The following is a 26,380-nucleotide window of genomic DNA, read 5'->3' as shown; positions in this document are numbered from 1 at the left end:
ATCCGAATAATACCATTGACACTCACAACTGCAAGTGAATTTTTGCTTATTAATTTTTTACGTATTAAATTATTTTATGAATTAACTCTACTTTTCATATATATTTATTGAAATTACCTTGTATTAAGTAAAGTTTTTGTAACATCGGGTAGTTGACATTTATATTTTACTATTAAAAATGACTTATTTACAGGAATTCTGTTTGATTAATTAGATTATTATTTAAGAAAGGGAATGGGGAGTAGGGAATGGGAATGGGGAATGGGGAATACTAGTAATTTAGATGAATTTTGAATCGTTACGAGAAATTATAGAAATAAATAAATACATTAAAATCCCTCCTTAAAAAAGAAGGGTTCGTGTAATTCTTAATTTAGTAACATTTTTTAGATTTTAGACTAAACAAACATTTTAGGAAAATCCAAAATCCCTGCACAAACGCATCCGTTGTTAAAATCCAAAATCTAAAATCTAAAATCCAAAATTGAATTTACTTACGCTTTGCTGCTGCTTTTTTCTGTTTCTCAGCTTTTTTAGCGGCTTTTTCTGCTTCAATCGCTGCTAATTTTTCTTGTTCTTTTTCTTCGGCAATTTTATCTAAATAATAATGATAATCTCCTAAATAAACTCGGAATTCACCATCGCGAATTTCAACTATTTTATTAGCTACTTTAGAAATAAAATATCTGTCGTGAGAAACTACAATTACGCTACCGTCATACTCTTGTAAAGCTTCTTCGAGCATTTCTTTCGCGGGAATATCTAAGTGGTTTGTCGGCTCATCTAAGATAAGTAAATTTGCCTGACGTAATAGCATTTTCGCTAATGCCAAACGCGCTTTTTCTCCACCACTTAAAGATTCAACATTTTTAAATGCTGTTTCGCCACTAAATAAAAATCTTCCCAACAAAGTGCGAACTTCTTCGTTTTTCCAGTCGGGAACTTCATCATGGATGGTTTCCATGACTGTTTTATTCAAATCTAAAGCTTCCGCTTGGTTTTGCTCAAAGTAATTAGGAATAACGTTGTGTTGACCTAATTTAACTTCACCTTCGGTAGGCTTTTCCATACCCGTAATTAAACGTAGCAAAGTCGATTTTCCAGCACCATTGGGACCCAAAAAGGCAATTCTATCGCCTCTTTCAATTAATAAATTCGCCGATAAAAATAAAATTTTATCGTCATAAGTATGAGTCATATCTTTTATTTCTACGACTTCACGCCCGCTACGAGGTGCTGGAGGAAATTTGAATTGTAAAGTTCTAACTCCTGCAATCGGTGCTTCAATACGCTCTACTTTATCAAGTTGTTTTTCACGACTTTTCGCTTGCGTACTGCGAGTAGCACTAGCGCGGAATTTTTCTACAAATGCCTGTTGCTTGTCTAATTCTTTCTGCTGACGCTCGAATGCGCTTAGTTGTGCTGATTGGCTTTCAGCTTTTTGCTGTAGGTATGTAGAATAGTTTCCTAAATAAGTTGAAGAAACACCGCGCTCGGTTTCTACTATTGAAGTGCAAAGTCTGTCAAGAAATTCTCGGTCATGGGAAACTATTACCATTGGGGTAGTTAAACCCTTAAGATAAGTTTCCAACCATTCAATAGTTTCTAAGTCTAAATGGTTTGTAGGTTCGTCCAATAGCAGTAAATCGGGTTTTTGCAGCAGAATTTTACCTAAGCCCATCCGCATCTGCCAACCGCCACTAAAAGAACTTACCAGGCGATCGCCATCTTCTTGCTCGAATCCCATTTCTGGTAAAATCTTGCCGATGCGGGCTTCTAAACCATAACCGTCTAAGGCTTCAAACTGTCTTTGTAATTTATCTAGTTTATTAATTAATTTATCAAGTTCATCTGGTGAGGCGCTTTCCATATCGCGCGTTACCTGAGCCAAAGCTAACTGTACTGCGTTGGCTTCTTGAAATACCGTCCAAAATTCTTCGCTAACGGTACGAGTCGGATCTACTTCAAATTCCTGGTTGAGGTGAGCTATATGTAAACTGTTGGGACGAATAATTTCGCCGGATGTCGGCTCCATCTCCCCAATGATAATTTTCAACTGGGTAGACTTTCCCGCACCATTCACGCCAACTAAACCAATGCGATCGCCAACTTTAACTTCCCAGTTGACATCCTTGAGAACTTCGCCTGTGGGATAAATTTTACTGATATGTTCTAGTCGTAACATCAAGTATCTCCAAGGTAAGGGATGGTAACAGTAAGGGAACACGCTTTCTATTGTGTCCAATCTTAACAAAATTTAACTACATTTTTCGTGTTGGAATCGTTGTAGGGGAAGAAATTTTCGTGATATTGCAAAGAATAAGAGACGTAGCAGTGCTACGTCTCTACATTAAATATTATGTTTTAATTGATAAATTTAGCTGACTTTCGCTTGTTTTCCTGATAATTCCGGTGCAGCAGCTAATCTAGCCGCACCAGCTTGAACTATTTGAGCCACATCAGTTAAAGGCATCTTATTTATTTGTCGAAGAATTACTCCTAATTCTGAAGGCTCTGATGCAGGCTTCATGCCTAAATCGCCGAACAATTCTTCCATCGAGTAATCTGCTCTTTCTGCAATTTTGGCTAAATTTTGTACATCTGGAATAGAATCGCCTCTTTCCCATGCCTGTACGGTGGAGAATGAAACCTCTAAAAACTTTGCAAACGCTCTTTGACTCATGGAACCACGAGCCGCTCTTGCTATCTCACTTAGTTTCTTTCTGCCTTCTGGTTTCACTAATTATTACTATGAACGCTATTGCAAAAGTAATTTTTAAGTTTTCGTTTACGAATTGTAAACCCAGTATTGACAGCTCACTAGATTTACAATAAGTTTTTATCAGTGACTTCGCAAGCCAAGTCTAAGACTTGCAAAAAAAATTAAACTTGTTAATTCACTATGTTAGTTAATTTTAGCTCGTAAACAAGATAGGTCAACTGTAAAAGTCAATTTTATCAAGGTGCATTATGACTATAAGAATTTATGGAGAATGGCGTAATGCCACTAACAACAATCAGAACCTAACTCGCTTTAACTTCACTCCCGGTTGATTCAGCCGCAGCAGTTATTCTATCGACACCAGCTTGAACTACTTGAGCAACTTCAGATAAAGGCATATTGTTTATCTGCCTAATAATCACACTTAATTCAGAAGTTTCTGGAAGTGGCTTTCCTCCTAAGCAGCATAATAATTCTTCCAAAGTATAACCAGCATGAGCCGCTATTTGAGCCAAATTTTTTGTATCTGGAGTTTTAAGTCCTTTCTCCCACATTTGAACGGCTGTTGCGGAAACTCCCAACTCCTTACCGAAAGCACGCTGAGAAAGCGAACCGCGAGCTAATTTTATTATTTCTATAAGTTTTTCTCTGCTTTTTGTATCCACGTTTAAAGGCGATCGCTAATTAACTATAAAATCAAACACTTTAGTTTCCATATTACAAGTTTAATTTTTCTGTTGACAGCTTTATCCCTTTCATGCAACTATAGTTTTAGTTTCAAAACTATAGTTGTAGTAAATATAACTGCTCTTTCCATCTACTAAATTTTTAATAATCTCAAGAATCTACTAATTTATCGGTAATTTCTGCGAATCATCTGAGAGGGGCATCATGTTTAACAAAAAGAATAAAAAGAATCGTTACCGCCCAAAAGGTAAAAATTTAATTACCTCTAATAAGATTAAACCAGATTTATGGTGTCTTTCGTCAACTGAAGCAAAAGAAGCTTTGAGAGCCACTGGTTTAGATGTCAAAAAAATTAAAAAAATTACTTTACTAAAACATAGAATCTGTATTTCTTACTGGAATCAAGAAGGTGGGGTTTGTAGTGGATTTTTCAGCTACCGCATTTTCCCGACTTGGCAGAAGGAAGTAGAAGTATTGATTGAAAATAGCCCAAATTACAAAAGATTGCAGCTAATAAATCACATTCTGGAGCGGGAATTTAAGTATTATCCCTATCCTGTGGAGATGGAAGACGCAATCTATAACGCATTACAAAACCGCCTATGTGTATTGAAAGCAATGGCACAACAGACGGTTTCTGATGATGTAGGAATGGCTAGCGAGTGGGAATATTTCAAACCTTTTGTATCCAGTTCCTAACTAGTTCTCAATATTAATTTGAAACCGAAGCAGCGAGTTCCGCTAAACGTTCTTGCTGATCTTGAGATATACAAGACTGCACGATTGGGTCTAAATCGCCTTCCAAAACCGGGTTTAATGAATAGTTTTCACCAAGACGGTGGTCGGTGGCGCGGTTGTCTTTGTAGTTGTAGGTGCGAATTTTCTCGGAACGCGAACCAGTACCTACTTGCGATCGCCGTAAATCGGTAACGGCTTCTTGTTGTTCACGCAGTTTCATTTCATACAATTTAGCACGGAGAATTTGTAAAGCCCGTTCTTTGTTTTGCAACTGGCTGCGTTCTTCGGTACAGAAAATTCTGATCCCCGTGGGTTTGTGGAAAAGGTCTGCTGCTGTCTCAACTTTGTTAACGTTTTGTCCGCCAGCACCACCAGAACGAGCGGTGGACATTTCGTAATCTTTGGGGTCAATATGGATTTCTACATCATCCACTTCCGGCATCACCGCTACCGTAGCGGTAGAAGTGTGAACTCTCCCCCCAGACTCGGTTAAGGGTACGCGCTGCACTCTGTGAACACCAGCTTCAAATTTGAGTTTGCTGTAGACGCTATCACCTTTGATTTCCAGAACCGCTTCTTTGAAGCCGCCCATTTCCGCTAAAGACTCGCTGAGTAATTTTACTTTCCAACCCTGGGTATCGGCATAGCGAGAGTACATACGCACTAAATCGCCAGCCCAAATACTCGCTTCATCACCACCCGTACCGGCACGAATTTCCAACATGATATTTTTCTCATCATTGGGGTCGCGTGGTAAGAGTAATACTTTTAAACGAGCTTCAAGTTCTTCTACTTTCTGGTCGAGTTCCTTAACTTCCAAAGCTGCCATTTCATGCATCTCTGGGTCGCTTTGGGATTCTTTAGCGACTTCACGCGCTCCAGTTAATTCTTCTTGGGTAGTTTTCCAAATTTCATAGGTATTCACAACCTCTTCTAATCCAGCACGCGCTTTTGCTACTTCCTGAAACTCATCCGGGTTACTGGCTGTATCGGGGTCGCCTAAGCGACGAGTCAATTCGTTAAAGGTTTGTTCAACGGATTGTAGTTTCTCTAACAAATATTGTTCGGCCATTTTGGTGCAACGCTCCTAAAAAAAATAGATTTACAGGCTGAATACTAAAAAACCGACTCAGTAAAGCTGAGTCGTTTGATTGAAGTATTGCCTGGTGGCTATTTTTGATTTTCGTCGCCGCTATTTTCTTCGACTTTTTTTTCGTCTTTTTTCTGAGTTTGGCTACTCGACATACCGTACTTACGTAGGAAGCGTTCTACGCGACCTTCGGTGTCAATAATCTTCTGAGTACCTGTGTAAAAGGGGTGATTTCCAGACCAAACATCAACGTGTAATTCGGGTTTGGTAGAGCCAACGGTCATTACAACCTGACCGTTACAGTAAACTTTGGCTTCTGGATACCACTCTGGATGAATTTCTGGTTTTGCCATTTTCTTCTTCGTGGTGAGTGTATATCAATTATGACTTACCTAACTCCAATTTTTCAAATATAGAGTTGGCAATATAGCGCTTTTCTGTTAAGTAAAATACAAACCTAACCCTAACCCCTTTTCTGCAAGGGAAGGGAAATAAGATTTGAAGCCTCTCTCCTGCTCCGGAGAGAGGTACTCTACGAGAAAACGCTCCGCGTTCATGGAGAGAGGTCTGAGATTATATTACTTATCAAATGTATTAACGTTTGGAGTACTGAGGAGCTTTACGAGCTTTATGTAAACCGTATTTCTTACGTTCTTTCGCTCTGGGGTCGCGAGAAAGGTAGCCTTCAGTTTTCAATGGGGGACGATTATCTGGGTCAAGCTGACACAAAGCGCGGGCAACTCCCAAACGAACTGCATCTGCCTGTCCGGTTAAACCGCCGCCATTAGCTCTGACCAAAATATCGTATTCGCTTTCCAATCCCAATGTTTCTAGAGGTGCTTTAATTCCTCCGATGTAGTTGGGGTTAAATTGAAAATACAAGTCGCCTTCTTTACCATTAACGGTCAATTTTCCGTTACCTGGAACCAGACGTACTCTTGCTACTGAGGACTTGCGACGACCAGTTCCCCAGTATACGGCGCGTCCGCTATCAGTATCTGTTGCTTGCATTAATTTTGTTCTCCTGGAATTGTGTTAATTGTTAATTCTTTGGGCTGTTGTGCGGAATGAGGATGCTCAGAACCCGCGTAAACTTTGAGCTTTCTGAATAACTGTCGCCCTAAATTGTTTTTAGGCAACATACCTTTAACAGCTTTTTCGATAATACGTTCTGGTATACGTGCTTGTAGATGTTCAAAGGTTTCTGTCTTCATTCCACCAGGACGACCGGAGTGACGGCGATACAGTTTTTGAGCAGGCTTTTTACCAGTTACTACAACTTTTTCGGCATTAACCACAACTACAAAGTCGCCTGCGTCCATGTGTGGTGTAAATTGTGGCTTATTTTTACCACGTAAAATCATTGCGATTTCGGTAGCTAAACGACCGAGACGTTGGTCTGCTGCATCTACTACATACCAATCGCGTTCTACTGTTTGTGGGTTAGGAAGATAAGTTTTGTTCATTGCTTACTACGATTCACTATTAATAAATTTACATTTTTATGCAGTAATTTCACTTAGAATATTATCTAAAATTTATTTACAGAATGATCTCGAAAATTATCTGCAAAATTAAACAATGGTTGAGTGTCGTACCAAATTTCGGGGGGAAAAGGAAATTCATCGTATCCTACCCGTAGCAAACACAAACCCTGTGGAGGTGCGGCATATTTTACTTGTTCTCGGCGCTCTTGCTGCCAGATTTGAGTAAAATTTTCCACAGTTCGTTCTCCGGTAGCAACTTGAACCAACATTCCGACCAGTAAACGAACCATACCATAGAGAAATCCATCTGCTTGAATTTCAATATGTACTAATCCCCCACGACGATAACATTCTACTTCTTGTACGTTTACCCATGAATGCTTGCGTCCGGAATTCGCACGGTGAAAAGCTGCTAGGTGATGCTTTCCAATCAACGGTTTAAGGGCACTACAAATTAAGGATTCATCTAAGGCAGCATGATAATAATGCCAGCTAAAGGGTTTTACAAATAGATTTGGTACTTTCTCGTTGTAGAGCGTATAACGATATCGTCGATACGTGGCATTAAAACGAGCGTGCCAATCATTGCTAACACCTGCCGAAGCTCTAATTAATATACCCGACGGTAAATAACCATTTAAAATAGTTGCCCACTTTGATGGTGGAATTTTACTCGCAATATTGAAATGAGCTACTTGAGCGGCTGCATGAACTCCACTATCTGTTCTCCCGGCACCGTGTAAAGTCACTTTATGACCTATTACAGTAGAAATTGCTTTTTCAATTTCTTCCTGGACGCTACGATATTTGGGCTGCCACTGCCAACCATGAAAATGAGTGCCTTGATATTGAATTACCAAGGCAACCCTTTGAGTAAGTTCTGGCGATTGGCTTTCTGACATACAATAAAATTGAGGATGTCGCTCAAAAAAACCACATCCCGACACCAAGATTACACTAATTCGATAATTGCCATTTGGGCGTTATCACCGCGACGAGGCACTGTATGCATGATGCGGGTATAACCACCTTGGCGATCGCCATATCTAGTTGGGACTTGTTCAAACAAAGCATGAACTAAATTTTTGTCATATAGATACCCAATTGCTTGACGGCGTGCATTTAAGGAACCGTCTTTAGCTAAGGTAATCATTTTTTCTACTTCCGAACGCACCACTTTAGCTCTGCTAACAGTGGTAGTAATTCGTCCGTGACGAATCACTTCTGTAGAAAGCGCTCGTAGCAAAGCACGACGCTGATCGGCTGGTTTACTAAGTTTTTTGAGTTTAGAACGGTGACGCATGGTGACAAAGTACGTTTTTAGGTTTAATTATTCGTTTAATTTAGGGGTGTTTTGAAGCCCTTTCAGTTGGCAAAGTGATGCCCAAGCGTCGCTGTAAAGCTTCTACTACTTCTTCTGCTGACTTCTGACCGAAGTTCTTGATTTCTAAGAGGTCTTCTTGGGTATAATCCAATAGGTCTGCTACCGAATTAACTTGCGCTCGCTTCAGGCAGTTGTAAGCTCGCACGGAAAGCTGTAATTCTTCGATGGGTATTTGAGCCGTTGGATCTTGGTCGATTTCTGAAACCGTATCCTCTGGATTAATTTCGATATTTTTCAGCGGATTAAATAATTCCACTAAAATTGCAGATGCATTTGAAAGCGCTTCTTGTGGAGCAATACTACCGTTTGTCCATACTTCCAAAAGCAACCTATCTTTCGGATGCCCGTTCTCTCCACGAGTTTCTTCGACGCTGTAATTAACTTTCCGCACCGGCATAAAAATCGAATCAATTTGCAGAAAGTCTAAAGATGTAGCTTCTTCACGACCTCTTTCTACGGTGCGATAGCCTTTACCTTTCTCAATCCGAAATTCCATTTCCAGCCTGCCACCTTCTGCTAAAGTAGCTATATACTGGGTCTGGTCGATCACTTCTACTTCACTTGGTAAGTCGAAGTGGGCGGCGGTAACTGTTGCGGGGCCATTAACCAGCAACCGACCAATCTGTGCTTGGGGAGAATGACTTTTGAGAATAAGTTCTTTCATTCTCATCAGGATTTCTAAGACATCTTCACGCACGCCTTTAACGGTGGCAAATTCATGAGTTACCCCCGCAATTCTGACTGCTGTAACAGATGTCCCCTCTAAATTAGCCATTAAAACTCTTCTCAGAGCATTGCCAACTGTAATTCCTTGACCCCTCTCTAAAGGTTCTAAAACAAATTTAGAATAGTGGCTCCGACTTTCTTCTGTATTGGATTCTACACATTCAATTTGAAACTGCGCCACGAAGTAGCCTCCCTTCTGAATCAGGTTCTATCGCGGCAGGCAACTCTATATTATTGCCTACCCTTTCGGTGAAATTAAATTCCCGCTTTGCCTTTAAAGTTATCGATTTTTCAACTGTTCAATTGTTCAATAACTTCTACTGCTGCCGGGATATTATTTATTTTTTTGTAAATACAAGAAATATATAGCTGATCTAAAAAGCTATCTAATTTCTACGGACGGCCACTGTCTTAAGTGAGAGGAATCGGCTTATTAAGGGCAAGTGTAATGTTAATTGTTGTTTGTTTCTAAAGCGATCGGAAACTAACCAAATCAATTTTAGATTTTAGATTTTAGATTTTGGATTGAATTATGAACCGCTAGTTTTAACTAAGTCGCAAATTTTTACATTAATCCAAAATTCTAGGAACCCGTTTACTGAGTAGCATGGGATGAATCTAAAATCGTCAATCTAAAATAAATTGACACAATATAAATACATACTTATTGCCCAGAGCCATACTTTCAAATTCGCTATATCTAGACTCTACGTCGTTTGGGTGGACGGCAACCGTTGTGAGGAATTGGGGTAATATCCCTAATTAAAGTTATTTCCAATCCCGCTCCCTGAATTGCCCGAATCGCAGTTTCTCTACCCGCTCCAGGGCCGCTTACCATTACTTCTATCTGACGCATCCCTTGATCCATCGCCCGTCTTGCCGCACTTTCTGCTGCTGTTTGAGCGGCGAAAGGTGTTCCTTTTTTCGCTCCTTTAAAACCACTTGAACCAGCAGAAGCCCAGGAAACTACATCTCCCTTGGGGTCGGTAATCGTAACGATACTATTATTAAAAGTAGACTGGATATAGCCTATTCCATTGGGTACGTTACGTTTCTGTTTTCTGCTTCCGCCTTTTTTTCCTGATTGTCGCGCCATATCGTTATAGTTGAATTAAGCTAAGTATTCCGATCCGTTTCAAAGCGTAAAAATAAGCGGCATCAAACAAATAATTTTACTTACCTGGTGCCTTCTTCTTACCAGCGACTGTCTGTCTTCTTCCTCGACGGGTTCTGGCATTAGTACGAGTTCTTTGACCTCTGACTGGTAAACCCATGCGGTGACGGCGACCTCGGTAAGTACCAATATCAACTAAGCGCTTGATATTCATTGCTTCCCAGCGTCTTAAGTCACCTTCAACCTGATAGTTTTTCTCTACCTCGGCTCGTAAAGATGCAACATCGCTATCGCTTAAGTCTTTAACTCTGGTATCAGGATTCACACCCGTACTAGCTAATATCTTTTTCGCGCTTGTCAAGCCGATTCCAAAAATGTAAGTTAGACCTATTTCAACACGTTTATCGCGTGGTAAGTCTATTCCGGCAATACGTGCCATTATAGAAATCTCCTAATATTCCTTCATATTCAACATTCGTCTATAGCCGCTCTTGATATTCGGATGCAGCCTTATTTATTCTTCAAACAAATCCGAAATCGCAGGGCGATAGCGTTAATTTACGCTATTGATGTAGAGATTATCCTTGTCTTTGCTTGTGCTTGGGATTTGGACAAATAACCATTACGCGACCGCGACGTTTAATTATGCTGCACTTATCGCACATTTTTTTTACGGAGGCTCTTACTTTCATTGACTTAAAATCAAACTCCAAATAGTAAATTATAACACAAAAACAGTAGTTATTCAGTTAATTGCGTGTAAGACAAAAACTATTAGACTGTAGTATAATATTTCACATAAGCTTACTTCTTACGCAATCGATAGGTAATTCTACCTTTTGTCAGGTCATAAGGCGTTAACTCTACTTTCACGCGATCGCCAGGTAAAATTTTGATATAGTTCCGGCGAATCTTACCTGAAATATGAGCGAGAACGTTAAAGCCATTATCTAAATCAACGCGGAACATGGCATTAGGCAAGGATTCTGTCACCGTGCCTTCCATTTCGATTAAATCTTGTTTGGACAATTTGTTTTTCCTTCAACTCAACAGTCTTTCTTTAGTTGCAGTTATCGACTCTGCAAATTTAAACGATAATAATATATCAACAATTTATTAATATATCTTATTCAAAATTTTATTGCCGAATTAAGGCGGCGGTGTTAGGAGTCAGATTTGCTGATTATCCTAATTTGAATAAACTATTTAACCTGCATAACTTACGGCTTACTGCTAGCAACTAACTACTAAATCCTTAAGATTAGAGGTTACAGAATCGGGCGACTGATTGCCATTTATGACAACTAGCTGTTTGCGATCGCCATAATAATCAATCAAAGGTGTAGTCTCGGAGCGGTAAATTTCTAGACGACGACGAATGACTTCTTCAGTATCATCTCTTCGTCCGCGTTCGAGCAAACGCCCTATTACTACACCATCAGGCACATCAAGGTTAATTACCATTGCGCCACCCAAATTCGTTTTTTTCAACAAATTATCTAAAAAAGCAGCTTGTTCCACGGTGCGAGGGAAACCGTCAAGAATCCAGCCAGAATGAGTATCCGCTTTTTGCAACCGCTCTTCTACCATATCTTGAACTAGCTCGCTGGGAACTAACTGACCGCTATCCACAAAGCTTTTAGCTTTCACACCCAGAGGTGTTTGCTCTTTAATTGCCGAGCGGAGGATGTCACCAGTCGAAATATGGGGAACTTGCCAATGATCTGCTAAAGTTTTAGCCTGAGTTCCTTTACCAGCTCCGGGAGGTCCTAAAAAAATTACACGTGTCATTCGATTTTAAATTTTGGATTTTAGATTTATGTTCGCGCAGCGTGTCCGCAGGAGATATTTGGTTTATCCTCTTCTCGAAAGAAGAGGGTTGCGGATGCAGAAATTTTAGATTTTAAATCAAGATTCTAGAATTTCAAGAATTCAGATTATCTTCGGTTCGGATACGGTAAGGACAAGATTTTATTCAATCTAAAATCCAAAATCTAAAATCGCTTTGATCGCTATTGTTTCACCATCCCTTCATAACGTTGGGAGATGACATAAGTTTGGACTTGTTTTGCCGTATCAATAGCTACACCAACCAAAATCAATAAAGATGTAGCACCAAAACCTCTAAACACCCCTGTATCCAATGCTCTCTCTACAACGGTAGGAATAATCGCAACCAATCCTAAAAAGCCAGCACCTAAAAAGGTGAGACGATTAATTGTCCTTTCTAAATATTCGCTTGTTGCTTTACCTGGACGAATCCCCGGAATGGAAGAACCCATTTTCTTCAAATTCTGAGCCATATCAACTGGGTTAACAATCAAAGAAGAATAGAAGTAGCTAAAGAAGACAATCGAAAACAGGTATATTAGTGCGTAAGCCCACCATTGACTACCACCTGGATTTAGATAAGTGCTTACAAAACTAGATATTTGCGGGTTTTGAGTAAAGTTGCCAATTAAAGAAGGCAAACTTAAGATAGCGGTAGCAAAAATGATCGGCATTACTCCGCCCTGATTTAGTCGCAGGGGTAGGAAGCTACGCTGTTCGGCAAGAACTCTTCTACCTACTTGTCGTCTAGCCGAAATAATTGGGATACGGCGCATCCCTTCTTGAACGAAAACGATACCGACAATTGTCGCTAAGAACAGTACTAGTAAAATAATTACTTTACCTGCTTCTTCCCGACCTCCAACTTGAGCAGATGTGAAAGCATTTCCTAAAGTTGTAGGAAGCGAAGAGACAATATTAAGGAAAATAAGTAGTGAAGCTCCATTACCAATTCCTCGCTCTGTAATGACTTCCGATGCCCACATCACGAACATCGAACCAGCTACAAGAGCCAAGGTTGTTTCAAACACAAAAACCGGACCAAAGTTGAGCGCAAAGCTTTTTAGCCAAACACTGGAGATGAATATGCTCTGAACAATTGACCAACCCAAAGCCACATATCGGGTAATTTGAGAGATTTTTCGCCTTCCAGCTTCACCTTCGTCCTTCTGTAGCTTCTCTAAACTTGGAATTGCGGCAGTGAGTAGTTGAATAATAATCGAGGCATTGATAAAGGGTAAAATACCTAGAGTGAAGACTCCCAAAGCTGAAAATCCACCACCAGAAAAGATATCTAAAATTCCCGCTAAACTATTATTACCTTGAGACATAGCAGCACTAAAAGCTACCCGATCTATTCCTGGGATAGGTATATAAATACCCAAACGAATCAAAAGTAAAATACCAATGGTGACAAACAGCCGACCTCTCAAACCGGCTGCCTGAGCCATCTGCATAAAAGTTTCTTGAGCGGATGGTGTTTTATCTCGACTTATCATAATGACGGTTTACCGATGAATGTTAACCAGGCGCGGGATGTCGGAAGTGCTTCATGCTGCTTGTTTTTACTCAATCACTTACACAACTTACACAACTTCACAACTACCGCCAGCCGCCTCAATTTTGCTACGAGCCGTACCCGTAAAAGCAGCAGCCTGTACCTTTAAAGAAACGTTCAATTCTCCATCTCCCAGAATTTTTAATGGCGCTTTTACGGCAGTGAGAATACCATTCTCTTGTAAAGAGGTCGCATTAACTTCTGTATTTGCTGGGAGTGAAGATAGCTTCTCTACATTAATCGTAGTGTATTTTTTACGATTAATAAGCGGAAAACCTTTAAGTTTAGGTACCCGACGATAAAGGGGCTGTTGACCACCTTCAAAACCAGGTCTTGTTCCGCGACCAGAACGAGATTTTTGACCCCGCATACCGAAACCGCAGCTAGCGCCTTGACCGGCTGCAATACCGCGTCCAACGCGGCGACCGCGATTTTTGGAACCCTTCTGAGGGCGAGCATCGTGTATTCTCATAGTTATTTATCTTTGTATTAATTTACACGATTAATCGTAAATACAATTTTTACTGTGCGTAGAGCTTTTCAATACTGACATCTCTATCCTCAGCAACTTCTTTAAAGTTACGCAATACAGACAAAGCGTTCATTGCAGCTCTGGCATTGTTAAGAGGATTGTTAGAGCCAAGCTGTTTGGCCAAGATGTTACGAACTCCTGCCAATTCCAGTACGGTACGTACTGCGCCACCGGCAATTACACCAGTACCTGGTGCAGCAGGTCGCATGATGACTTTAGCACCGCCACCAATACCGTCAGTGGGATGAGGAATAGAATTAGATTTGGTAATTGGAATATCTACCAAATGTTTCTTGCCATCGGCTACGCCTTTTTTCACGGCTCCGATCACATCACTAGCTTTACCTACCCCTACACCAACTTGACCGCGTTCGTTACCGACAACTACGATTGCCCGGAAGCTAAGTTTTTTACCACCTTTGACAACCTTACTTACCCGTCGGATTTGAATTACCCGCTCTTGCCAGTTAGTTTCTTCTTTTTTCGCTCGGCTCGTTTTGCGACGATTGTTTGCCATATCTAAATGCTCTATGAATTTACTTATCGGTCAACTGCAATTAGCAATAAACAGTTTACGAGCGTTATTACGCCGGTTATCACTTACTACTAACTTTCCGGAGCCGATAAACTTGGACGTGACCTAGAAACTTAAACCACCTTCTCTAGCAGCATCGGCTAAAGCCTTGACACGCCCGTGATAAAGGTTTCCTCCACGGTCAAAAACAACTTGATTGATGCCTTTTTCTATAGCTCGTGCAGCTAAAGCTTTACCAACTTCAGTGGAAGCTTGCTGATTTGAACCAGAGCTTAATTTCGATTTTAATTCCGGCTCTATACTCGATGCTGTGGCTAAAGTCCGATGACTAGTATCATCAATTACTTGAGCGTAAATATGCTCGTTAGAGCGATATACTGCCAAACGAGGACGTTCGGAAGAGCCTTTGACTTTGCCTCTGATGCGTCGATGACGACGCTGTTTTGATTGTCTGCGGGTAAATTTCATGATTTAGTTTACTTCTTACCACCTTTACCAGCTTTACCAGCTTTACGTCTGACTACTTCGTTTTCGTGACGAATACCTTTACCTTTGTAAGGTTCGGGTGGACGAACGGCGCGGATTCTCGCTGTTGTATTGCCAACTATTTCTTTGTCGTAACCGCTGACAACGATAGTCAAACCTTTATCTTCAATCGCGAATTGAACTCCATCTGGTGGAGTAATTTCCACGGGATGACTGTATCCAACGTTCAAAACTAAATCCTTTCCCTTAACGGAAGCTCGATAACCAACCCCTTGGAGTTGTAGCTTACGCTGGAATCCTTGAGAAACGCCTTCAACCATATTGAAAACCAAACTACGGCTCAAGCCGTGCATTTGGCGGCATACTCTGGAATCATCTTGACGGGATACAGTTAAAGTATCGCCTTCTTGAGCCACGCTTACCTGATAAGGAAGTTGGCGAGAAAGTTCGCCTTTAGGACCTTTGACAGATATGGAGGCTCCATCAATTTTTATTTGTACCTTGGCAGGTACCGCTATTGGCTGCTTACCAATTCTAGACATGGTTTTTTGTCCTTAAAAATCTCTCCGGGGTATTAAAGCTGTTAACTACCAAACGTAGCAAAGTACTTCGCCACCTACATTTTGTTGGCGTGCTTGACGGTCGGTCATGATGCCCGAAGATGTAGATATGATGGCTATACCAATACCACCCAATACTCTTGGTAAATCTTTTTTATTGGAATAAACCCGTAAACCAGGTCTACTTACTCTCTTGAGAGTAGTAATGATTGGTTGGCGATTTTTTCCTTTGTATTTTAAAGAAATTACCAATTTGCTGCTCCATCCTTCTCCTTCTGTCTCAAAATCGGTGATAAAGCCTTCTTCCCGAAGTACTTTAGCTATATTTTGAGTCATTTTCGTCGCTGGCACGTGTGTTACTTGATGCCGAGCCATATTGGCGTTGCGGATGCGCGTCAGCATATCTGCAATTGTGTCGTTTGCCGCCATCTTTTCCTCTATTAAATGAACTTATTGCTCCCGGAAGGGCATTCCCATTTCTTTTAGTAAAGCGCGACCTTCTTCGTCATTCCTAGCTGTAGTAATGATGGAAATATCCATTCCACGAATCTGGTCAATCTTGTCGTACTCTACCTCTGGAAAAATTAGTTGTTCCCTAACTCCCAAAGTGTAATTTCCACGACCGTCAAAGCTTTTTGCACTAATACCGCGAAAGTCACGAATCCTCGGCAATGACAAATTAATCAAACGGTCAAGAAAGTTGTACATCTTGCCGCTTCTAAGAGTGACCATCACTCCTACAGGCATACCTTCACGAATTTTGAATCCGGCGATCGCCTTTTTCGCTCTGGTAACTACTGGCTTTTGACCAGTAATCAACGCAATTTCGCTCAAAGATGCTTCTAATGCTTTTGCGTTTTGAGAAGCTTCCCCCAATCCCCGGTTAATAGTTACTTTTGTAACCTTCGGAACCTGATGAATATTTGAATATTCAAATTGCTTCATCAAATTGGGGACAATAGTTTCAAGATATTTACTTTTTAATCCTACTGCCATTTTTTTTCTCCATTACCCGCTTGCTTGGTCAGGGAATAAAATTGTTAAAAATAAGGTCAAAGGTTCAAGGTCAAAGTAATAAGGTTTATTAACTATTAACTATTAATAATTAACTCCTCAACTCCTAACTCCTAATTCCTAACTTTTAATTTTTAACTATTTGTCCAAAACTTCCCCAGTTTTCTTTAACATACGGACTTTTTTACCATCTTGGGTAAAGGTGTAACAAACCCGAGAAACTACGTTTTCCTTGGTGGAATAAAGCATCACGTTAGAACTGTGAATAGGAAATTCCTGGGTAACAATTCTCCCTGATTCACCTTCTTGCTGTGGCTTTACGTGCTTAGTTTTGACGTTTACACCCTTGACAATAACTTTACTATCTTTAGGAATTGCCTGAACAATTTCACCGACTTTGCCTTTATCTTTACCAGAAACTACCTGTACAGTATCTCCAGTTTTGACGTGCATTTTATGAAATTGAGGCTTTGTTTTTTTCTTAACTGCCATTATTAAAGTACCTCCGGTGCCAGAGAAACTATTTTAGTAAAGTTTTTCTCGCGTAATTCACGCGCTACGGGACCAAATACCCGCGTTCCTCTGGGGTTTCCATCTGGGTTAATTATGACTGCGGCATTGTCATCAAAACGGATAGTCATGCCACTGTCACGATTTACGCCTTTTCTGGTACGGACGATTACAGCCTGAACCACATCAGACTTTTTGATTGCCATGTTAGGTTGGGCATCTTTGACTACGGCGATAATTCTATCGCCAATGCTGCCATAGCTACGGTTTCCAGCACCCAGAACGCGGATGCACATTAATTTACGGGCACCGCTGTTATCTGCAACATTAAGGTAAGACTGGGCTTGTATCACGATTTTTCTCCGTTGTAAAGTTGCTAGCTATGTAACAACCGCGATTTTACTAATTATTCCTACTGCTGAGGACTTCTTTAACTTGCCAGCGCTTGGTCTTACTCAGGGGTCTAGTTTCCTGAATGCGGACGCGATCGCCTTCTTTGCAGTTATTTTCTTCGTCGTGTACTTTGTAACGTCTGGTTGTAACTACAATTTTGCCGTACTTCTGATGGCTATCGCGGTTTTCAATGGCGACTACTACGGTTTTATCCATTTTGTCGCTGACCACTACGCCAACTCTTTCTTTAATAGCCATTACTTGTTAGTTGTTAGTAGATAGTTGGAAGGTAGATAGTTGTTGGTTGTCAGTTGTTAGTCGTTAGGTTTTGGTAACTTATAACTCATAACTTATAACTCATAACTCATAACTAACTAGCCCGTTTTCGTTCACCTTCTACAGTCATTAATTGAGCTAAACGGTGACGTAAGTGTTTAAACTGTGCGGGTTTTTCTAATTGTCCAGTTGCTTGTTGCAAGCGCAAATCAAACAACTGCCTTTTAGTAGCATTAATTTCTTCTACTAACTGCTCGTCACTCAAATCTCTTGCTTCTGAAATCTTAGGAAAAGGCATAATTTATGAAGAAGACTCCTGATGATCTTCGCGGGCAATAAACTTAGTTTTAATTGGTAGCTTGTGTGAAGCCAAACGCATCGCTTCGCGAGCAATTTCTTCAGTTACACCAGCAATTTCAAACAAAATTCTTCCTGGCTTAACCACAGCTACCCAATACTCTGGATTACCTTTACCAGAACCCATTCGGGTTTCTGCGGCACGCATTGTGACTGGCTTGTCAGGAAATACTCTAATCCAGATTTTTCCACCCCTACGAATGTAACGATTCATCGCCCGTCGGGAAGCCTCGATTTGACGAGAAGTAATCCAAGATGGTTCTTGAGCCTGAAGAGCAAAATCACCAAAGTTGATATTACTACCTCGGGTTGCTAACCCTCTCATTCGTCCGCGATGTTGTTTGCGGAATTTGGTTCTTTTAGGACTTAACATCTTTAGTTGTTAGTAGTTAGTTGTTAGTGGTTAGTTGTTAGTTGTTAGTAGATATAGCTAATAACTAATAACTAATAACTAATTCTCGTTTGAACGGTCTTCAAAAGAAGGACGACGACGGTTTTGGCGGCGACGAGGTTCGCGTTCGTTTCTAGGGTTAGAAGTTGCTGCTTCTTCTTCTCCAGGAATAATTTCTCCTTTGAATACCCAAACTTTAATGCCAAGAATACCGTAAATTGTTTTAGCAGTTACGTAGGCGTAATCGATGTTAGCTCTTAAAGTATGTAACGGAACTCGACCTTCACGAGTCCATTCTGTACGGGCAATTTCTGCACCGTTTAAGCGTCCGCTAACTTGAATTTTGATTCCTTGTACGCCAGCACGCTGCGCTCTTTGAATAGCTTGACGCACTACTCTTCGGAAAGAAACCCGTCGTTCGAGCTGTTGGGCAATATATTCGCCAATCAAAAAAGCATCTGCATCAACGCGCTGTACTTCAACTACATTGATCCGAATTTGACGATTACCACCTAATTCTTTTTGCAGTCCTGCACGCAATGCTTCGATACCTTGTCCGCCTCTACCTACGACCACACCTGGTCTAGCGGTACGTACTTCTAAATCAATCTGGTCTGCTTTGCGCTCAATTTTTACTTCGGAAATACCGGCATTATTTTGAGCGTTTCTACCCAGCTTATTCTCTATATACTGACGAAGTTTATGATCTTCTTGAAGTAATTCTGGATATCGAGAAGGGTCTGCAAACCAACGAGATTGATGTTCTTTTGTAATTCCAAGGCGAAATCCGATTGGATTAATCTTTTGTCCCACTTATAATCTCCTCTAATATTTCTTAGCACTCTATTTTTTTGACCGAAAAAATTTTAGATTCTAGTTCAGATTATGTATAAATGATTTCAAGCAAGAACGATTTAATTATTTCAAAAATCTAATCGTCAATCCAAAATCGCAAATCTAAAATCCAAAATTGACTGAGTTTTGAGTGCTTACTCCGCTGCTGGATCGGCAGTTACTGCAACGGTTATATGACACGTGGGTTTGCGAATTTGATAAGCACGACCCTGCGCTCTAGGCTGATAACGTTTGAATACCGGACCTTGATCTGCAAATGCGGTCGAAACTATTAGAGAAGCTCGGTCTATTCCCTCATTATGTTCGGCATTTGCAGCAGCACTCCTGAGAACCTTTAACACGGGTTCGCAGGCTCTATAAGGCATAAATTCTAAAATTATCAATGCTTCTCGATAGGAACGTCCCCTAATTTGGTCAAGTACTCGGCGTACTTTAAAGGGCGACATCCGGATATATCGAGCAATTGCTTTTACTTCTTTAGTATCGGTAGCCATAATAATTTTCCCTTCATTACTAATTGCATCAACTTGCTGTTAGTAAAAGATGGTTATCTTCCTCCTTTTCTATCTCTAGAGTGACCTCTATAAGTACGAGTAGGAGCGAATTCTCCTAACTTATGACCTACCATTTGGTCGCTGATAAACACTGGAACGTGTTGTTTACCGTTATGTACTGCGATGGTATGACCAACCATCATAGGCAAAATAGTAGAAGCTCTCGACCAAGTTTTGATAACTTCTTTTTTATTGTTTTCGTTGAGCCTATCGATTTTTTTCAGTAGATGGTCCGCGATAAAAGGACCTTTTTTAAGAGAACGACCCATAAGACAATTTTGGATTTTAGATTTTGGATTTTAGATTTTGAATTCTAAGATTGACGACCGCCGCGTCCCCGTTTTCCGGCCTTACGACGACGGCGAACAATCAATTTACTGCTTGCTTTCTTAGGCTTGCGAGTTTTCTTACCTAAAGTTGGTTTACCCCAAGGAGTTACAGGACCGCTACGACCGATAGGAGCGCGTCCTTCACCACCACCGTGTGGGTGGTCGCAAGGGTTCATTACACTACCTCTAACCTTTGGTCGCCGACCTCTCCAGCGATTTCTACCTGCTTTACCTAAGCTTTGGTTTCTGGCTTCTACGTTACCAACTTGTCCGATAGTGGCGTAGCATTCGCGCCGAATCATCCGGACTTCTCCCGAAGGCAATTTCAAAGTAACGTAATTACCATCTTTCGCCATTACTTGAGCAACCGCACCTGCCGAACGTACTATTTGACCGCCTTTTCCAGCAACCAATTCTACGTTGTGTACGCCGGTACCCAAGGGCATATTTGATAAAGGTAAAGCATTTCCGTTTTCAATCGGAGAATCTGGACCTGCAATGATTGTGGTACCAACCTTCATTCCATTAGGTTGCAAGATATATCTTTTCTCGCCATCTTCATAAGTAACGAGCGCAATTCTTGCATTACGGTTGGGGTCATATTCAATTGCTTGAACAGTTGCAGGCATACCCCGCTTATCTCTTTTAAAATCGATAATTCGATAAAGACGTTTGTGTCCACCACCCCGACGACGACTGGTGATTACACCGCGATTATTTCTACCTTTAGCTCTATGAATATGCTCGGTTAAGGATTTTTCCGGCTTTGACTTTGTAATATCGGCAAAGTCAGAAGTCGTCGCTTGACGGTTACTTGGGGTGTAGGGACGAAATGTACGAGTACCCATAATTTTAAATTTTCAACTTATATAGAAAATATTTGGGGGGATGGGGAGAGGGAGAGGGGGAGATGAGAGAGAATTATTAATTACTAACTCTTAACTCTTAACTCCTAAATCCTAACTCCTAACTCCTTTAAACGTCTGGGAATAAAACCTGACGAATCTTATCTTCATCCCCAGATGCTACGGTGACAGTAGCTCGTTTGTATTGAGGTTTGAATCCGATAAATCTACCGACGCGCTTCTTTTTCCGAGGCTGTACTGCGGTATTCACTTTTAAAACTCTGACATCAAATAAACCTTCAATTGCCGCTTTTATTTGAGTTTTAGTTGCTTTTGGCAACACTTCAAAAGTGTATTTGTTGTACTCCATCTGGATTGTCGCCTTTTCGGTAACAATCGGACGACGCACTAAATCGGGAAGATTGCGGGGGTCAAATTTAGGCACCGTAAACCTCCTGAATTTTATCTAATGCTGATGCAGTTACCACGATTTTATCTGCATGCAGTAAATCGAAAACATTAAGTTGGTCTGCTACCATCAGCTTGACGTTTTCTATATTACGGGCTGACAAATATACGTTTTCCGAACGTTCCGACAATATTAATAAGGTCTTTTGTTCGGGTTGAGAACCCCAACGAGAAATAGCTTCCACTAAGTCTTTAGTTTTTGGACGCTGTAATTGTTCGTTAAATTCTTCAACTACAATTATGTCTTCACCACGACTGCCGAAGGCTGTCCGCAAAGCCAAACGACGCTCTTTGCGGTTCATATTCAAGTTGTATTCCTTGGGTTTTGGTCCAAAGATTACACCACCACCGCGCCATAATGGCGAACGAGTAGAACCGGCACGAGCGCGTCCCGTTCCCTTTTGTCTCCAGGGTTTGCGACCACCACCTCTAACTTCGGCGCGGGTTTTAGTACTAGCGTTTCCTTGGCGAGCATTAGTCAATTGTCGAACCAAGGCTCTATGGACGACATGAGAAGCACTTTCTTCCTTGGCAACTTTTAATTCCAAGGTTTTCTGTCCGACTTCTTCTCCCTGCCAATTTTTAACTGCACAATCTACCATTTTTGTATCCTTCTTAGATTAGTCATTTACCATTCGATTTTGGATTTTGGATTACAAACCAAAACACAAAAAAACTTATAAAGCGAAAGATAAATGGCTATTTCACTTCTTTTGCAGCGACAATATTAACTAATGCTCCTGGTTTGCCAGGAATAGCTCCCTTAATTAACAATAAATTTTTCTCTGCATCGACTCGCACGATTGTCAGCTTGCGAACCGTAATGCGCTTTCCTCCCAAGCGCCCTGCCATCTTCTTACCGGGATAAACACGACCGGGAGTAGTACCAGCACCGATAGAACCAGGTTGTTTATGGTTTTTAGAACCGTGAGACATCGGACCTCGACTAAAGTTATTGCGCTTCTGGTTGCCCGCGAAACCGCGACCAATACTTGTTCCAGCTATATCTACCAGCTGACCTGCTTCAAAAATATCAGCGCTAACCTGTTGGCCTAAAGAATAATCATCCGTATTTTGGGCGCGATATTCTTCTAAATGCCGCAAAGGCGAGGCAGAAGCTTTTGCTAAATGCCCCAATTTTGGCTTATTTAAAGCTTTTTCTTTTACTTCACCATAGGCTAATTGAATGGCGGAGTAACCGTCGGTCTGCTTTGTTTTAATTTGGGTTACGGTACATGGTCCGGCTTGAACGACAGTAACGGGAATTGCTGTTCCTGCATCGTCAAAAACCTGAGTCATACCCACTTTGGTGCCGAGAATACCTACAGACACAGTTACAAGTCTCCTTTCTATAAGTTTTCCGTTAAATTTGCGGAACTTTAAATGTTGGAGGCAATCAGTATTGTTACTTTTTCAAGCAACTACCCGCCTTATTACCAAGAAAACTCAGAAGTCCGGAAATGCTTAGGTAATAGCTATCCAACTTCCATCCGAGAGTTCTTGTCCTTCATCTGTACTACGTCGAAAAAATAAAAGTATCTTAAAAATATTTTTGATTTATCGGCGCAGTCAAAAGTACCTTCCGATCGGGAAGGACTAAAGATTTAAAAATGCAATGCTTATAAAGCTTTGCGATTTGTGCAGAATTGCCTTATTCAAGCAATCACTTTGGCACTTTTATATCATTCGTACCGCTGGACTTAAGCAGTTAAACCCGCTCAGTATCCTTTTTTCAAAGGCTGACGTTATGTCGTCACCAACATCACCACTTTGTTCGCAAAAACCTTAAATTATTAAACAATTATTTAAGATTCAGTCAAACGTCCTAAGTTTACCTCAAGACTTCTTAATTTACCACTCTCTTGCCAACTTTGACTAACTTATTTTTATAGATTTTTTTTTAAATCCACAAAAATAATCTTAGCCAGGAATTTGAATGACAAAACGGCTTGTTTTTATAAATTGTCCACAATCTAATATTATAATTTATCTGTTTTCGTTTGTCTAGATGTTTTTCAGTGAACAGTTGGTAGTTGCTAGTTGGTAGTTAGCAGCGGACACGCTTCGCTAACAGACTCTAAGTCTGGGGCTAGACAAGCAAAGCCCACCTGCATGGGCTAATAATGTTCATCGGAACCTCGCGAGAAACCCTGCTGCTTTAGCACAGGGAGGTATAGCGACGGGCACTCTAGCGGGTGCCCAATCGCTTGTACTTCTCACAGAACAAACGTTATAATGTGAGACATGACGCAGAAAGCCTTCAGGTACCGTTTCGATCCTACTTCTGAGCAGGAAACCTTGCTTAGACAAACGATGGGCTGTACTCGCTTGGTCTATAACCGCGCTTTGGCGCTGAGAACCGAAGCCTGGTACAACGACCAAAAGCGAGTCGGGTACAGCGATACTTCGGCAAAGCTGACGGAATGGAAAAAACAAGATGACCTCCAGTTTTTGAATGACGTAAGCTGTGTCCCCTTGCAGCAAGGATTGAGACACCTTCAGAAAGCGTTTAGCAACTTCTTTGAGGGACGGGCGAAATATCCCAACTTCAAGAAGAAACGCAACGGCGGTAGTGCAGAGTTCACCAAGTCCGCTTTCAAATGGAAAGACGGGCAAGTGTACCTTGCTAAGTCCTCCCAAGCGTTGGCGATCCGTTGGAGCCGAAAACTGCCGAAAGGCGCAACACCCTCGACGGTTACGGTGAAACTCTCGCCTGCGGGAAGATGGTCTGTCTCCTTGCTGGTCGATGTCGAGATTGAAACCTTGCCCCACTCTCCGAATCAAATCGGGATTGACTTGGGCGTAACCAGTCTTGTCGCTTTGAGTACGGGTGAAAAGGTTGCAAACCCCAAAGGTTTTAGAACCAAATACCGCAAGCTCAAAAAAGCTCAGAAGGCGTTGAGTCGCAAGCAAAAGGGATCGAATAATCGACACAAAGCGCGGCTCAAAGTCGCAAAGGTGCATCAGGAGATTGCGGATGCCAGAAAAGATTTTCTTCACAAGCTGACGACTCGATTGGTACGTGAAAACCAAACGATCGCCGTTGAGGACTTGGCGGTGAAGAACATGGTGAAGAATCGGAAACTTGCCCTTTCTATCAGTGATGCGAGTTGGGGTGAATTGGTGAGGCAGCTTGAATACAAGTGTGAATGGTATGGGCGTACATTGGTCAAGATTGACCGTTGGTTTCCGAGTTCCAAACGGTGTGGCAATTGTGGATACATCGTTGAAAAGCTGCCGTTGACCATCCGAGAATGGGAGTGTCCTCAGTGTGGGACTCACCATAACCGGGATGTTAACGCAGCCCAAAATATACTCGCCGCAGGGCTTGCGGTGAAAGTCTGTGGAGCGAACGTAAGACCGGATAGGCATAAGTCTGATGGCAGTTGCTTTGAAGCAGAAAGATATAAGAAGTGATTCTTGGAATCACCATGGCTTCAGCCCGGTGAGGATGTCAATAATAACTGTTAACCGTTCACGGTTAACTGATAATAGAATTATCGAAGCGATATTTGAAAAAGGTCTATGGCATTACTAACTACTGGTGGCGGTTTTATTCGCAAATTAGAGAAATTTGGCGCTCTTGGGGTATATGTACCTTTAGAGGGCGGGTTTGAAGGTCGGTATCGTCGCCGATTACGTGCTAAGGGCTACAATGCTTTGTGTCTTAGTGGCAAGGGATTGGGCGATGTTGCTGCTTATCTAACTGAAGTTCACGGTGTACGACCTCCACATCTAGGTAAAAAAAGTACAAGTAGTGGTGCTGCGGTTGGTTATGTATATTATGTACCGCCAATTATTAGTACTCAGCTAGATAACTTGCCTCCGAAATCTAAAGGATTAGTATTGTGGATTATTGATGGGCATACTCTTGATGACCAAGAATTGCAATATTTGGCAAATCTACCCAAAATCGAGCCAAGAGTAAAAGTTGTAATCGAAAGAGGCGGCGATCGCGCTTTTCGTTTTATGCCTTTAGAAGAAACTTTGGCTGTGGCTAGCTAATAATTGGGAGTTGGAAATTGGGCATGGGGCATGGGGCATTGATAATTGGTAATTAATAAATCCTGACTCCTGAGACGTAGCAGTGCTACGTCTCTACTCCTAATTCCCCAAACCCTATGATTATTTTGTAATTTAGTTGAAACATTATTGCTAAAGTGGCGGACAATTTCATTAAATAATCGTCATACTTAAAGAGGGAGATATTTTTTCACTACTCCCTGTTGTCCGAGGCGTGAAGTTAAAAAGTAGATATGACACGTAGATATAATAATAGGTCAGCTAATCCCTCTCCAAGAGGTTCTAATCCTGTCACCTCAGTATTTAATTTCACAACTATTGCCATTCTGGGGGGCATATTTATTTTAGGTATTGGTATTGGTATCGCTTTTAGTTCTACCGCAACTTTTTCACCGTCTAATGTAGCTTCTCGCGATTTTATTGATACCAAAGCGCCAAATCCAGAGGTTTGCGTGCAGTATGGAGCCAGCGCAATGGTGATGGATACCAGACTGTTTGTAACTCTTAACCCGTTTAATGTTTATGTTGGTCAACCCAGTATGCGCCCTGGATGCGTTTTACGGCAAAGTAACTGGGAAATTCTCAGGCAAAAAAACTTAGTAACATCAGATCAGGTAAGAGATTGCAAGAATCGTTTAAATACTTTTGGCTTTACAGGTAGACTGGATAGTAAAGAGCTTGCTATTGACTGTATATATCAAAATGATGCAGCGAAAAACTTCTTTGTTAATGAAGAAGGTGCTGTAAACCTTCCAGGAGAGACAGAACGATTCTAGAGAATTATTCTTTATTTTAATGTTGTAACAAATAAACGCTTGTAGAGACGCGATAGATTTACTATCGCGTCTCTACAACTATTTATTTACTATTTATTGCGAAAAAAACTTTTTCAATACAAGATAATTCTGCTTTGTAT

Annotated in this window: 38 protein-coding genes; 4 read left to right on the top strand and 34 right to left on the bottom strand. The window is 41.1% G+C overall.

Annotated elements, in window-relative coordinates; all coding sequences use genetic code 11:
* Positions 1 to 490 precede the first annotated feature (490 nt).
* The 3 genes from ACM03V_RS04005 to ACM03V_RS03995 all read right to left on the bottom strand — a co-directional run bounded on the left by ACM03V_RS04005 (position 491) and on the right by ACM03V_RS03995 (position 3,387).
* Positions 491 to 2,185 carry an ABC-F family ATP-binding cassette domain-containing protein gene (locus tag ACM03V_RS04005; protein ID WP_414619468.1) on the bottom strand — a complete coding sequence of 565 codons (1,695 nt, stop codon included), beginning with the start codon at positions 2,183 to 2,185 and terminating at the stop codon, positions 491 to 493.
* 192 nt (positions 2,186 to 2,377) lie between these two features.
* Positions 2,378 to 2,740, bottom strand: a complete 363-nt coding sequence (locus ACM03V_RS04000) for a helix-turn-helix transcriptional regulator (RefSeq protein ID WP_414619467.1) — start codon at positions 2,738 to 2,740, stop codon at positions 2,378 to 2,380.
* Positions 2,741 to 3,024: 284 nt separating this feature from the next.
* Positions 3,025 to 3,387 (bottom strand): helix-turn-helix domain-containing protein, encoded by a 363-nt coding sequence (locus tag ACM03V_RS03995; protein ID WP_414619466.1) that lies wholly within the window; start codon positions 3,385 to 3,387, stop codon positions 3,025 to 3,027.
* 226 nt (positions 3,388 to 3,613) lie between these two features.
* Between ACM03V_RS03995 and ACM03V_RS03990 the strand changes: the two genes are divergently transcribed.
* Complete coding sequence (locus ACM03V_RS03990) at positions 3,614 to 4,108, top strand: hypothetical protein (RefSeq protein ID WP_414619465.1); 495 nt, start codon at positions 3,614 to 3,616, stop codon at positions 4,106 to 4,108.
* A 13-nt stretch (positions 4,109 to 4,121) separates the two neighbouring features.
* On the opposite strand, the gene prfA is transcribed toward ACM03V_RS03990, so the two are convergent.
* The 31 genes from prfA to rplC form a co-directional block, all read right to left on the bottom strand.
* Positions 4,122 to 5,219: a peptide chain release factor 1 gene (gene prfA, locus ACM03V_RS03985; protein ID WP_414619464.1), complete on the bottom strand. Its 1,098-nt coding sequence runs from the start codon at positions 5,217 to 5,219 to the stop codon at positions 4,122 to 4,124.
* Positions 5,220 to 5,317: 98 nt separating this feature from the next.
* On the bottom strand, positions 5,318 to 5,590 hold the full coding sequence (gene rpmE / locus ACM03V_RS03980; protein ID WP_414619463.1) for a 50S ribosomal protein L31: 273 nt from the start codon (positions 5,588 to 5,590) through the stop codon (positions 5,318 to 5,320).
* 241 nt (positions 5,591 to 5,831) lie between these two features.
* Positions 5,832 to 6,248, bottom strand: a complete 417-nt coding sequence (gene rpsI / locus ACM03V_RS03975; protein WP_414619462.1) for a 30S ribosomal protein S9 — start codon at positions 6,246 to 6,248, stop codon at positions 5,832 to 5,834.
* Positions 6,248 to 6,703, bottom strand: coding sequence for a 50S ribosomal protein L13 (gene rplM / locus ACM03V_RS03970; protein ID WP_414619461.1), 456 nt, complete (start codon positions 6,701 to 6,703; stop codon positions 6,248 to 6,250). The genes rpsI and rplM overlap by 1 nt, the downstream gene beginning before the upstream one ends.
* A 65-nt stretch (positions 6,704 to 6,768) precedes the next feature.
* Positions 6,769 to 7,626: a tRNA pseudouridine(38-40) synthase TruA gene (truA, locus tag ACM03V_RS03965; protein ID WP_414619460.1), complete on the bottom strand. Its 858-nt coding sequence runs from the start codon at positions 7,624 to 7,626 to the stop codon at positions 6,769 to 6,771.
* 50 nt (positions 7,627 to 7,676) lie between these two features.
* Positions 7,677 to 8,027, bottom strand: coding sequence for a 50S ribosomal protein L17 (rplQ, locus tag ACM03V_RS03960; protein ID WP_414619459.1), 351 nt, complete (start codon positions 8,025 to 8,027; stop codon positions 7,677 to 7,679).
* 40 nt (positions 8,028 to 8,067) lie between these two features.
* The gene (locus ACM03V_RS03955; protein WP_414619458.1) at positions 8,068 to 9,015 is read right to left on the bottom strand and encodes a DNA-directed RNA polymerase subunit alpha; all 948 of its coding nucleotides are present in this window, start codon (positions 9,013 to 9,015) and stop codon (positions 8,068 to 8,070) included.
* Between the two features lie 519 nt (positions 9,016 to 9,534).
* Positions 9,535 to 9,930, bottom strand: a complete 396-nt coding sequence (rpsK, locus tag ACM03V_RS03950) for a 30S ribosomal protein S11 (protein WP_414619457.1) — start codon at positions 9,928 to 9,930, stop codon at positions 9,535 to 9,537.
* Positions 9,931 to 10,006: 76 nt separating this feature from the next.
* The gene (gene rpsM, locus ACM03V_RS03945; protein ID WP_414619456.1) at positions 10,007 to 10,387 is read right to left on the bottom strand and encodes a 30S ribosomal protein S13; all 381 of its coding nucleotides are present in this window, start codon (positions 10,385 to 10,387) and stop codon (positions 10,007 to 10,009) included.
* 139 nt (positions 10,388 to 10,526) lie between these two features.
* The gene (rpmJ, locus tag ACM03V_RS03940) at positions 10,527 to 10,640 is read right to left on the bottom strand and encodes a 50S ribosomal protein L36 (protein WP_414619455.1); all 114 of its coding nucleotides are present in this window, start codon (positions 10,638 to 10,640) and stop codon (positions 10,527 to 10,529) included.
* 112 nt (positions 10,641 to 10,752) lie between these two features.
* The gene (gene infA / locus ACM03V_RS03935; protein ID WP_006276978.1) at positions 10,753 to 10,977 is read right to left on the bottom strand and encodes a translation initiation factor IF-1; all 225 of its coding nucleotides are present in this window, start codon (positions 10,975 to 10,977) and stop codon (positions 10,753 to 10,755) included.
* Positions 10,978 to 11,181: 204 nt separating this feature from the next.
* The gene (locus tag ACM03V_RS03930; protein ID WP_414619454.1) at positions 11,182 to 11,739 is read right to left on the bottom strand and encodes an adenylate kinase; all 558 of its coding nucleotides are present in this window, start codon (positions 11,737 to 11,739) and stop codon (positions 11,182 to 11,184) included.
* A 221-nt stretch (positions 11,740 to 11,960) separates the two neighbouring features.
* Positions 11,961 to 13,277 (bottom strand): preprotein translocase subunit SecY, encoded by a 1,317-nt coding sequence (secY, locus tag ACM03V_RS03925; protein ID WP_414619453.1) that lies wholly within the window; start codon positions 13,275 to 13,277, stop codon positions 11,961 to 11,963.
* An 87-nt stretch (positions 13,278 to 13,364) separates the two neighbouring features.
* Entirely contained in the window at positions 13,365 to 13,808 is a 444-nt protein-coding gene (rplO, locus tag ACM03V_RS03920) for a 50S ribosomal protein L15 (protein ID WP_414619452.1), read from the bottom strand.
* A 49-nt stretch (positions 13,809 to 13,857) separates the two neighbouring features.
* Positions 13,858 to 14,385 carry a 30S ribosomal protein S5 gene (gene rpsE, locus ACM03V_RS03915; RefSeq protein ID WP_414619451.1) on the bottom strand — a complete coding sequence of 176 codons (528 nt, stop codon included), beginning with the start codon at positions 14,383 to 14,385 and terminating at the stop codon, positions 13,858 to 13,860.
* Positions 14,386 to 14,508: 123 nt separating this feature from the next.
* Positions 14,509 to 14,871 (bottom strand): 50S ribosomal protein L18, encoded by a 363-nt coding sequence (gene rplR / locus ACM03V_RS03910; protein WP_414619450.1) that lies wholly within the window; start codon positions 14,869 to 14,871, stop codon positions 14,509 to 14,511.
* Positions 14,872 to 14,879: 8 nt separating this feature from the next.
* Positions 14,880 to 15,431 (bottom strand): 50S ribosomal protein L6, encoded by a 552-nt coding sequence (rplF, locus tag ACM03V_RS03905; RefSeq protein WP_414619449.1) that lies wholly within the window; start codon positions 15,429 to 15,431, stop codon positions 14,880 to 14,882.
* A 45-nt stretch (positions 15,432 to 15,476) separates the two neighbouring features.
* Positions 15,477 to 15,878, bottom strand: coding sequence for a 30S ribosomal protein S8 (gene rpsH, locus ACM03V_RS03900; protein WP_414619448.1), 402 nt, complete (start codon positions 15,876 to 15,878; stop codon positions 15,477 to 15,479).
* A gap of 21 nt (positions 15,879 to 15,899) precedes the next feature.
* Positions 15,900 to 16,445: a 50S ribosomal protein L5 gene (gene rplE, locus ACM03V_RS03895; RefSeq protein WP_414619447.1), complete on the bottom strand. Its 546-nt coding sequence runs from the start codon at positions 16,443 to 16,445 to the stop codon at positions 15,900 to 15,902.
* Between the two features lie 156 nt (positions 16,446 to 16,601).
* Positions 16,602 to 16,955: a 50S ribosomal protein L24 gene (gene rplX / locus ACM03V_RS03890; RefSeq protein WP_414619446.1), complete on the bottom strand. Its 354-nt coding sequence runs from the start codon at positions 16,953 to 16,955 to the stop codon at positions 16,602 to 16,604.
* A 2-nt stretch (positions 16,956 to 16,957) separates the two neighbouring features.
* Positions 16,958 to 17,326 carry a 50S ribosomal protein L14 gene (rplN, locus tag ACM03V_RS03885; RefSeq protein WP_414619445.1) on the bottom strand — a complete coding sequence of 123 codons (369 nt, stop codon included), beginning with the start codon at positions 17,324 to 17,326 and terminating at the stop codon, positions 16,958 to 16,960.
* Positions 17,327 to 17,375: 49 nt separating this feature from the next.
* On the bottom strand, positions 17,376 to 17,624 hold the full coding sequence (rpsQ, locus tag ACM03V_RS03880; RefSeq protein WP_414619444.1) for a 30S ribosomal protein S17: 249 nt from the start codon (positions 17,622 to 17,624) through the stop codon (positions 17,376 to 17,378).
* 112 nt (positions 17,625 to 17,736) lie between these two features.
* Entirely contained in the window at positions 17,737 to 17,940 is a 204-nt protein-coding gene (gene rpmC, locus ACM03V_RS03875; RefSeq protein ID WP_414619443.1) for a 50S ribosomal protein L29, read from the bottom strand.
* Positions 17,941 to 17,943: 3 nt separating this feature from the next.
* Positions 17,944 to 18,372, bottom strand: coding sequence for a 50S ribosomal protein L16 (gene rplP / locus ACM03V_RS03870; RefSeq protein WP_414619442.1), 429 nt, complete (start codon positions 18,370 to 18,372; stop codon positions 17,944 to 17,946).
* A 78-nt stretch (positions 18,373 to 18,450) separates the two neighbouring features.
* Positions 18,451 to 19,203 (bottom strand): 30S ribosomal protein S3, encoded by a 753-nt coding sequence (rpsC, locus tag ACM03V_RS03865; RefSeq protein ID WP_414619441.1) that lies wholly within the window; start codon positions 19,201 to 19,203, stop codon positions 18,451 to 18,453.
* A gap of 176 nt (positions 19,204 to 19,379) precedes the next feature.
* Positions 19,380 to 19,739, bottom strand: a complete 360-nt coding sequence (gene rplV / locus ACM03V_RS03860) for a 50S ribosomal protein L22 (RefSeq protein WP_414619440.1) — start codon at positions 19,737 to 19,739, stop codon at positions 19,380 to 19,382.
* A gap of 53 nt (positions 19,740 to 19,792) precedes the next feature.
* Positions 19,793 to 20,068 (bottom strand): 30S ribosomal protein S19, encoded by a 276-nt coding sequence (gene rpsS, locus ACM03V_RS03855; RefSeq protein ID WP_414619439.1) that lies wholly within the window; start codon positions 20,066 to 20,068, stop codon positions 19,793 to 19,795.
* 44 nt (positions 20,069 to 20,112) lie between these two features.
* On the bottom strand, positions 20,113 to 20,976 hold the full coding sequence (gene rplB / locus ACM03V_RS03850) for a 50S ribosomal protein L2 (protein WP_414619438.1): 864 nt from the start codon (positions 20,974 to 20,976) through the stop codon (positions 20,113 to 20,115).
* A gap of 127 nt (positions 20,977 to 21,103) precedes the next feature.
* The gene (locus ACM03V_RS03845; protein ID WP_414619437.1) at positions 21,104 to 21,418 is read right to left on the bottom strand and encodes a 50S ribosomal protein L23; all 315 of its coding nucleotides are present in this window, start codon (positions 21,416 to 21,418) and stop codon (positions 21,104 to 21,106) included.
* Entirely contained in the window at positions 21,411 to 22,043 is a 633-nt protein-coding gene (gene rplD / locus ACM03V_RS03840) for a 50S ribosomal protein L4 (protein ID WP_414619436.1), read from the bottom strand. The genes ACM03V_RS03845 and rplD overlap by 8 nt, the downstream gene beginning before the upstream one ends.
* 97 nt (positions 22,044 to 22,140) lie before the next feature.
* Entirely contained in the window at positions 22,141 to 22,773 is a 633-nt protein-coding gene (rplC, locus tag ACM03V_RS03835; RefSeq protein WP_414619435.1) for a 50S ribosomal protein L3, read from the bottom strand.
* Positions 22,774 to 23,685: 912 nt separating this feature from the next.
* On the opposite strand from rplC, the gene ACM03V_RS03830 reads away from it, so the two are divergent.
* From ACM03V_RS03830 to ACM03V_RS03820, 3 genes are all read left to right on the top strand, one after another.
* Positions 23,686 to 24,858 carry an RNA-guided endonuclease InsQ/TnpB family protein gene (locus tag ACM03V_RS03830; RefSeq protein WP_414619434.1) on the top strand — a complete coding sequence of 391 codons (1,173 nt, stop codon included), beginning with the start codon at positions 23,686 to 23,688 and terminating at the stop codon, positions 24,856 to 24,858.
* Positions 24,859 to 24,966: 108 nt separating this feature from the next.
* Complete coding sequence (locus ACM03V_RS03825; protein WP_414619433.1) at positions 24,967 to 25,446, top strand: NAD(P)H-quinone oxidoreductase subunit N; 480 nt, start codon at positions 24,967 to 24,969, stop codon at positions 25,444 to 25,446.
* A 251-nt stretch (positions 25,447 to 25,697) separates the two neighbouring features.
* Entirely contained in the window at positions 25,698 to 26,240 is a 543-nt protein-coding gene (locus tag ACM03V_RS03820) for a DUF3172 domain-containing protein (protein WP_414619432.1), read from the top strand.
* The last annotated feature ends 140 nt before the right edge of the window (positions 26,241 to 26,380 follow it).

It is taken from the genome of Calothrix sp. CCY 0018 (assembly GCF_963920925.1).
Lineage (GTDB): Bacteria > Cyanobacteriota > Cyanobacteriia > Cyanobacteriales > Nostocaceae > Rivularia.
Note: the sequence above shows the minus strand (reverse complement) of the source record. Positions and strands in the feature narration are given on the sequence as shown.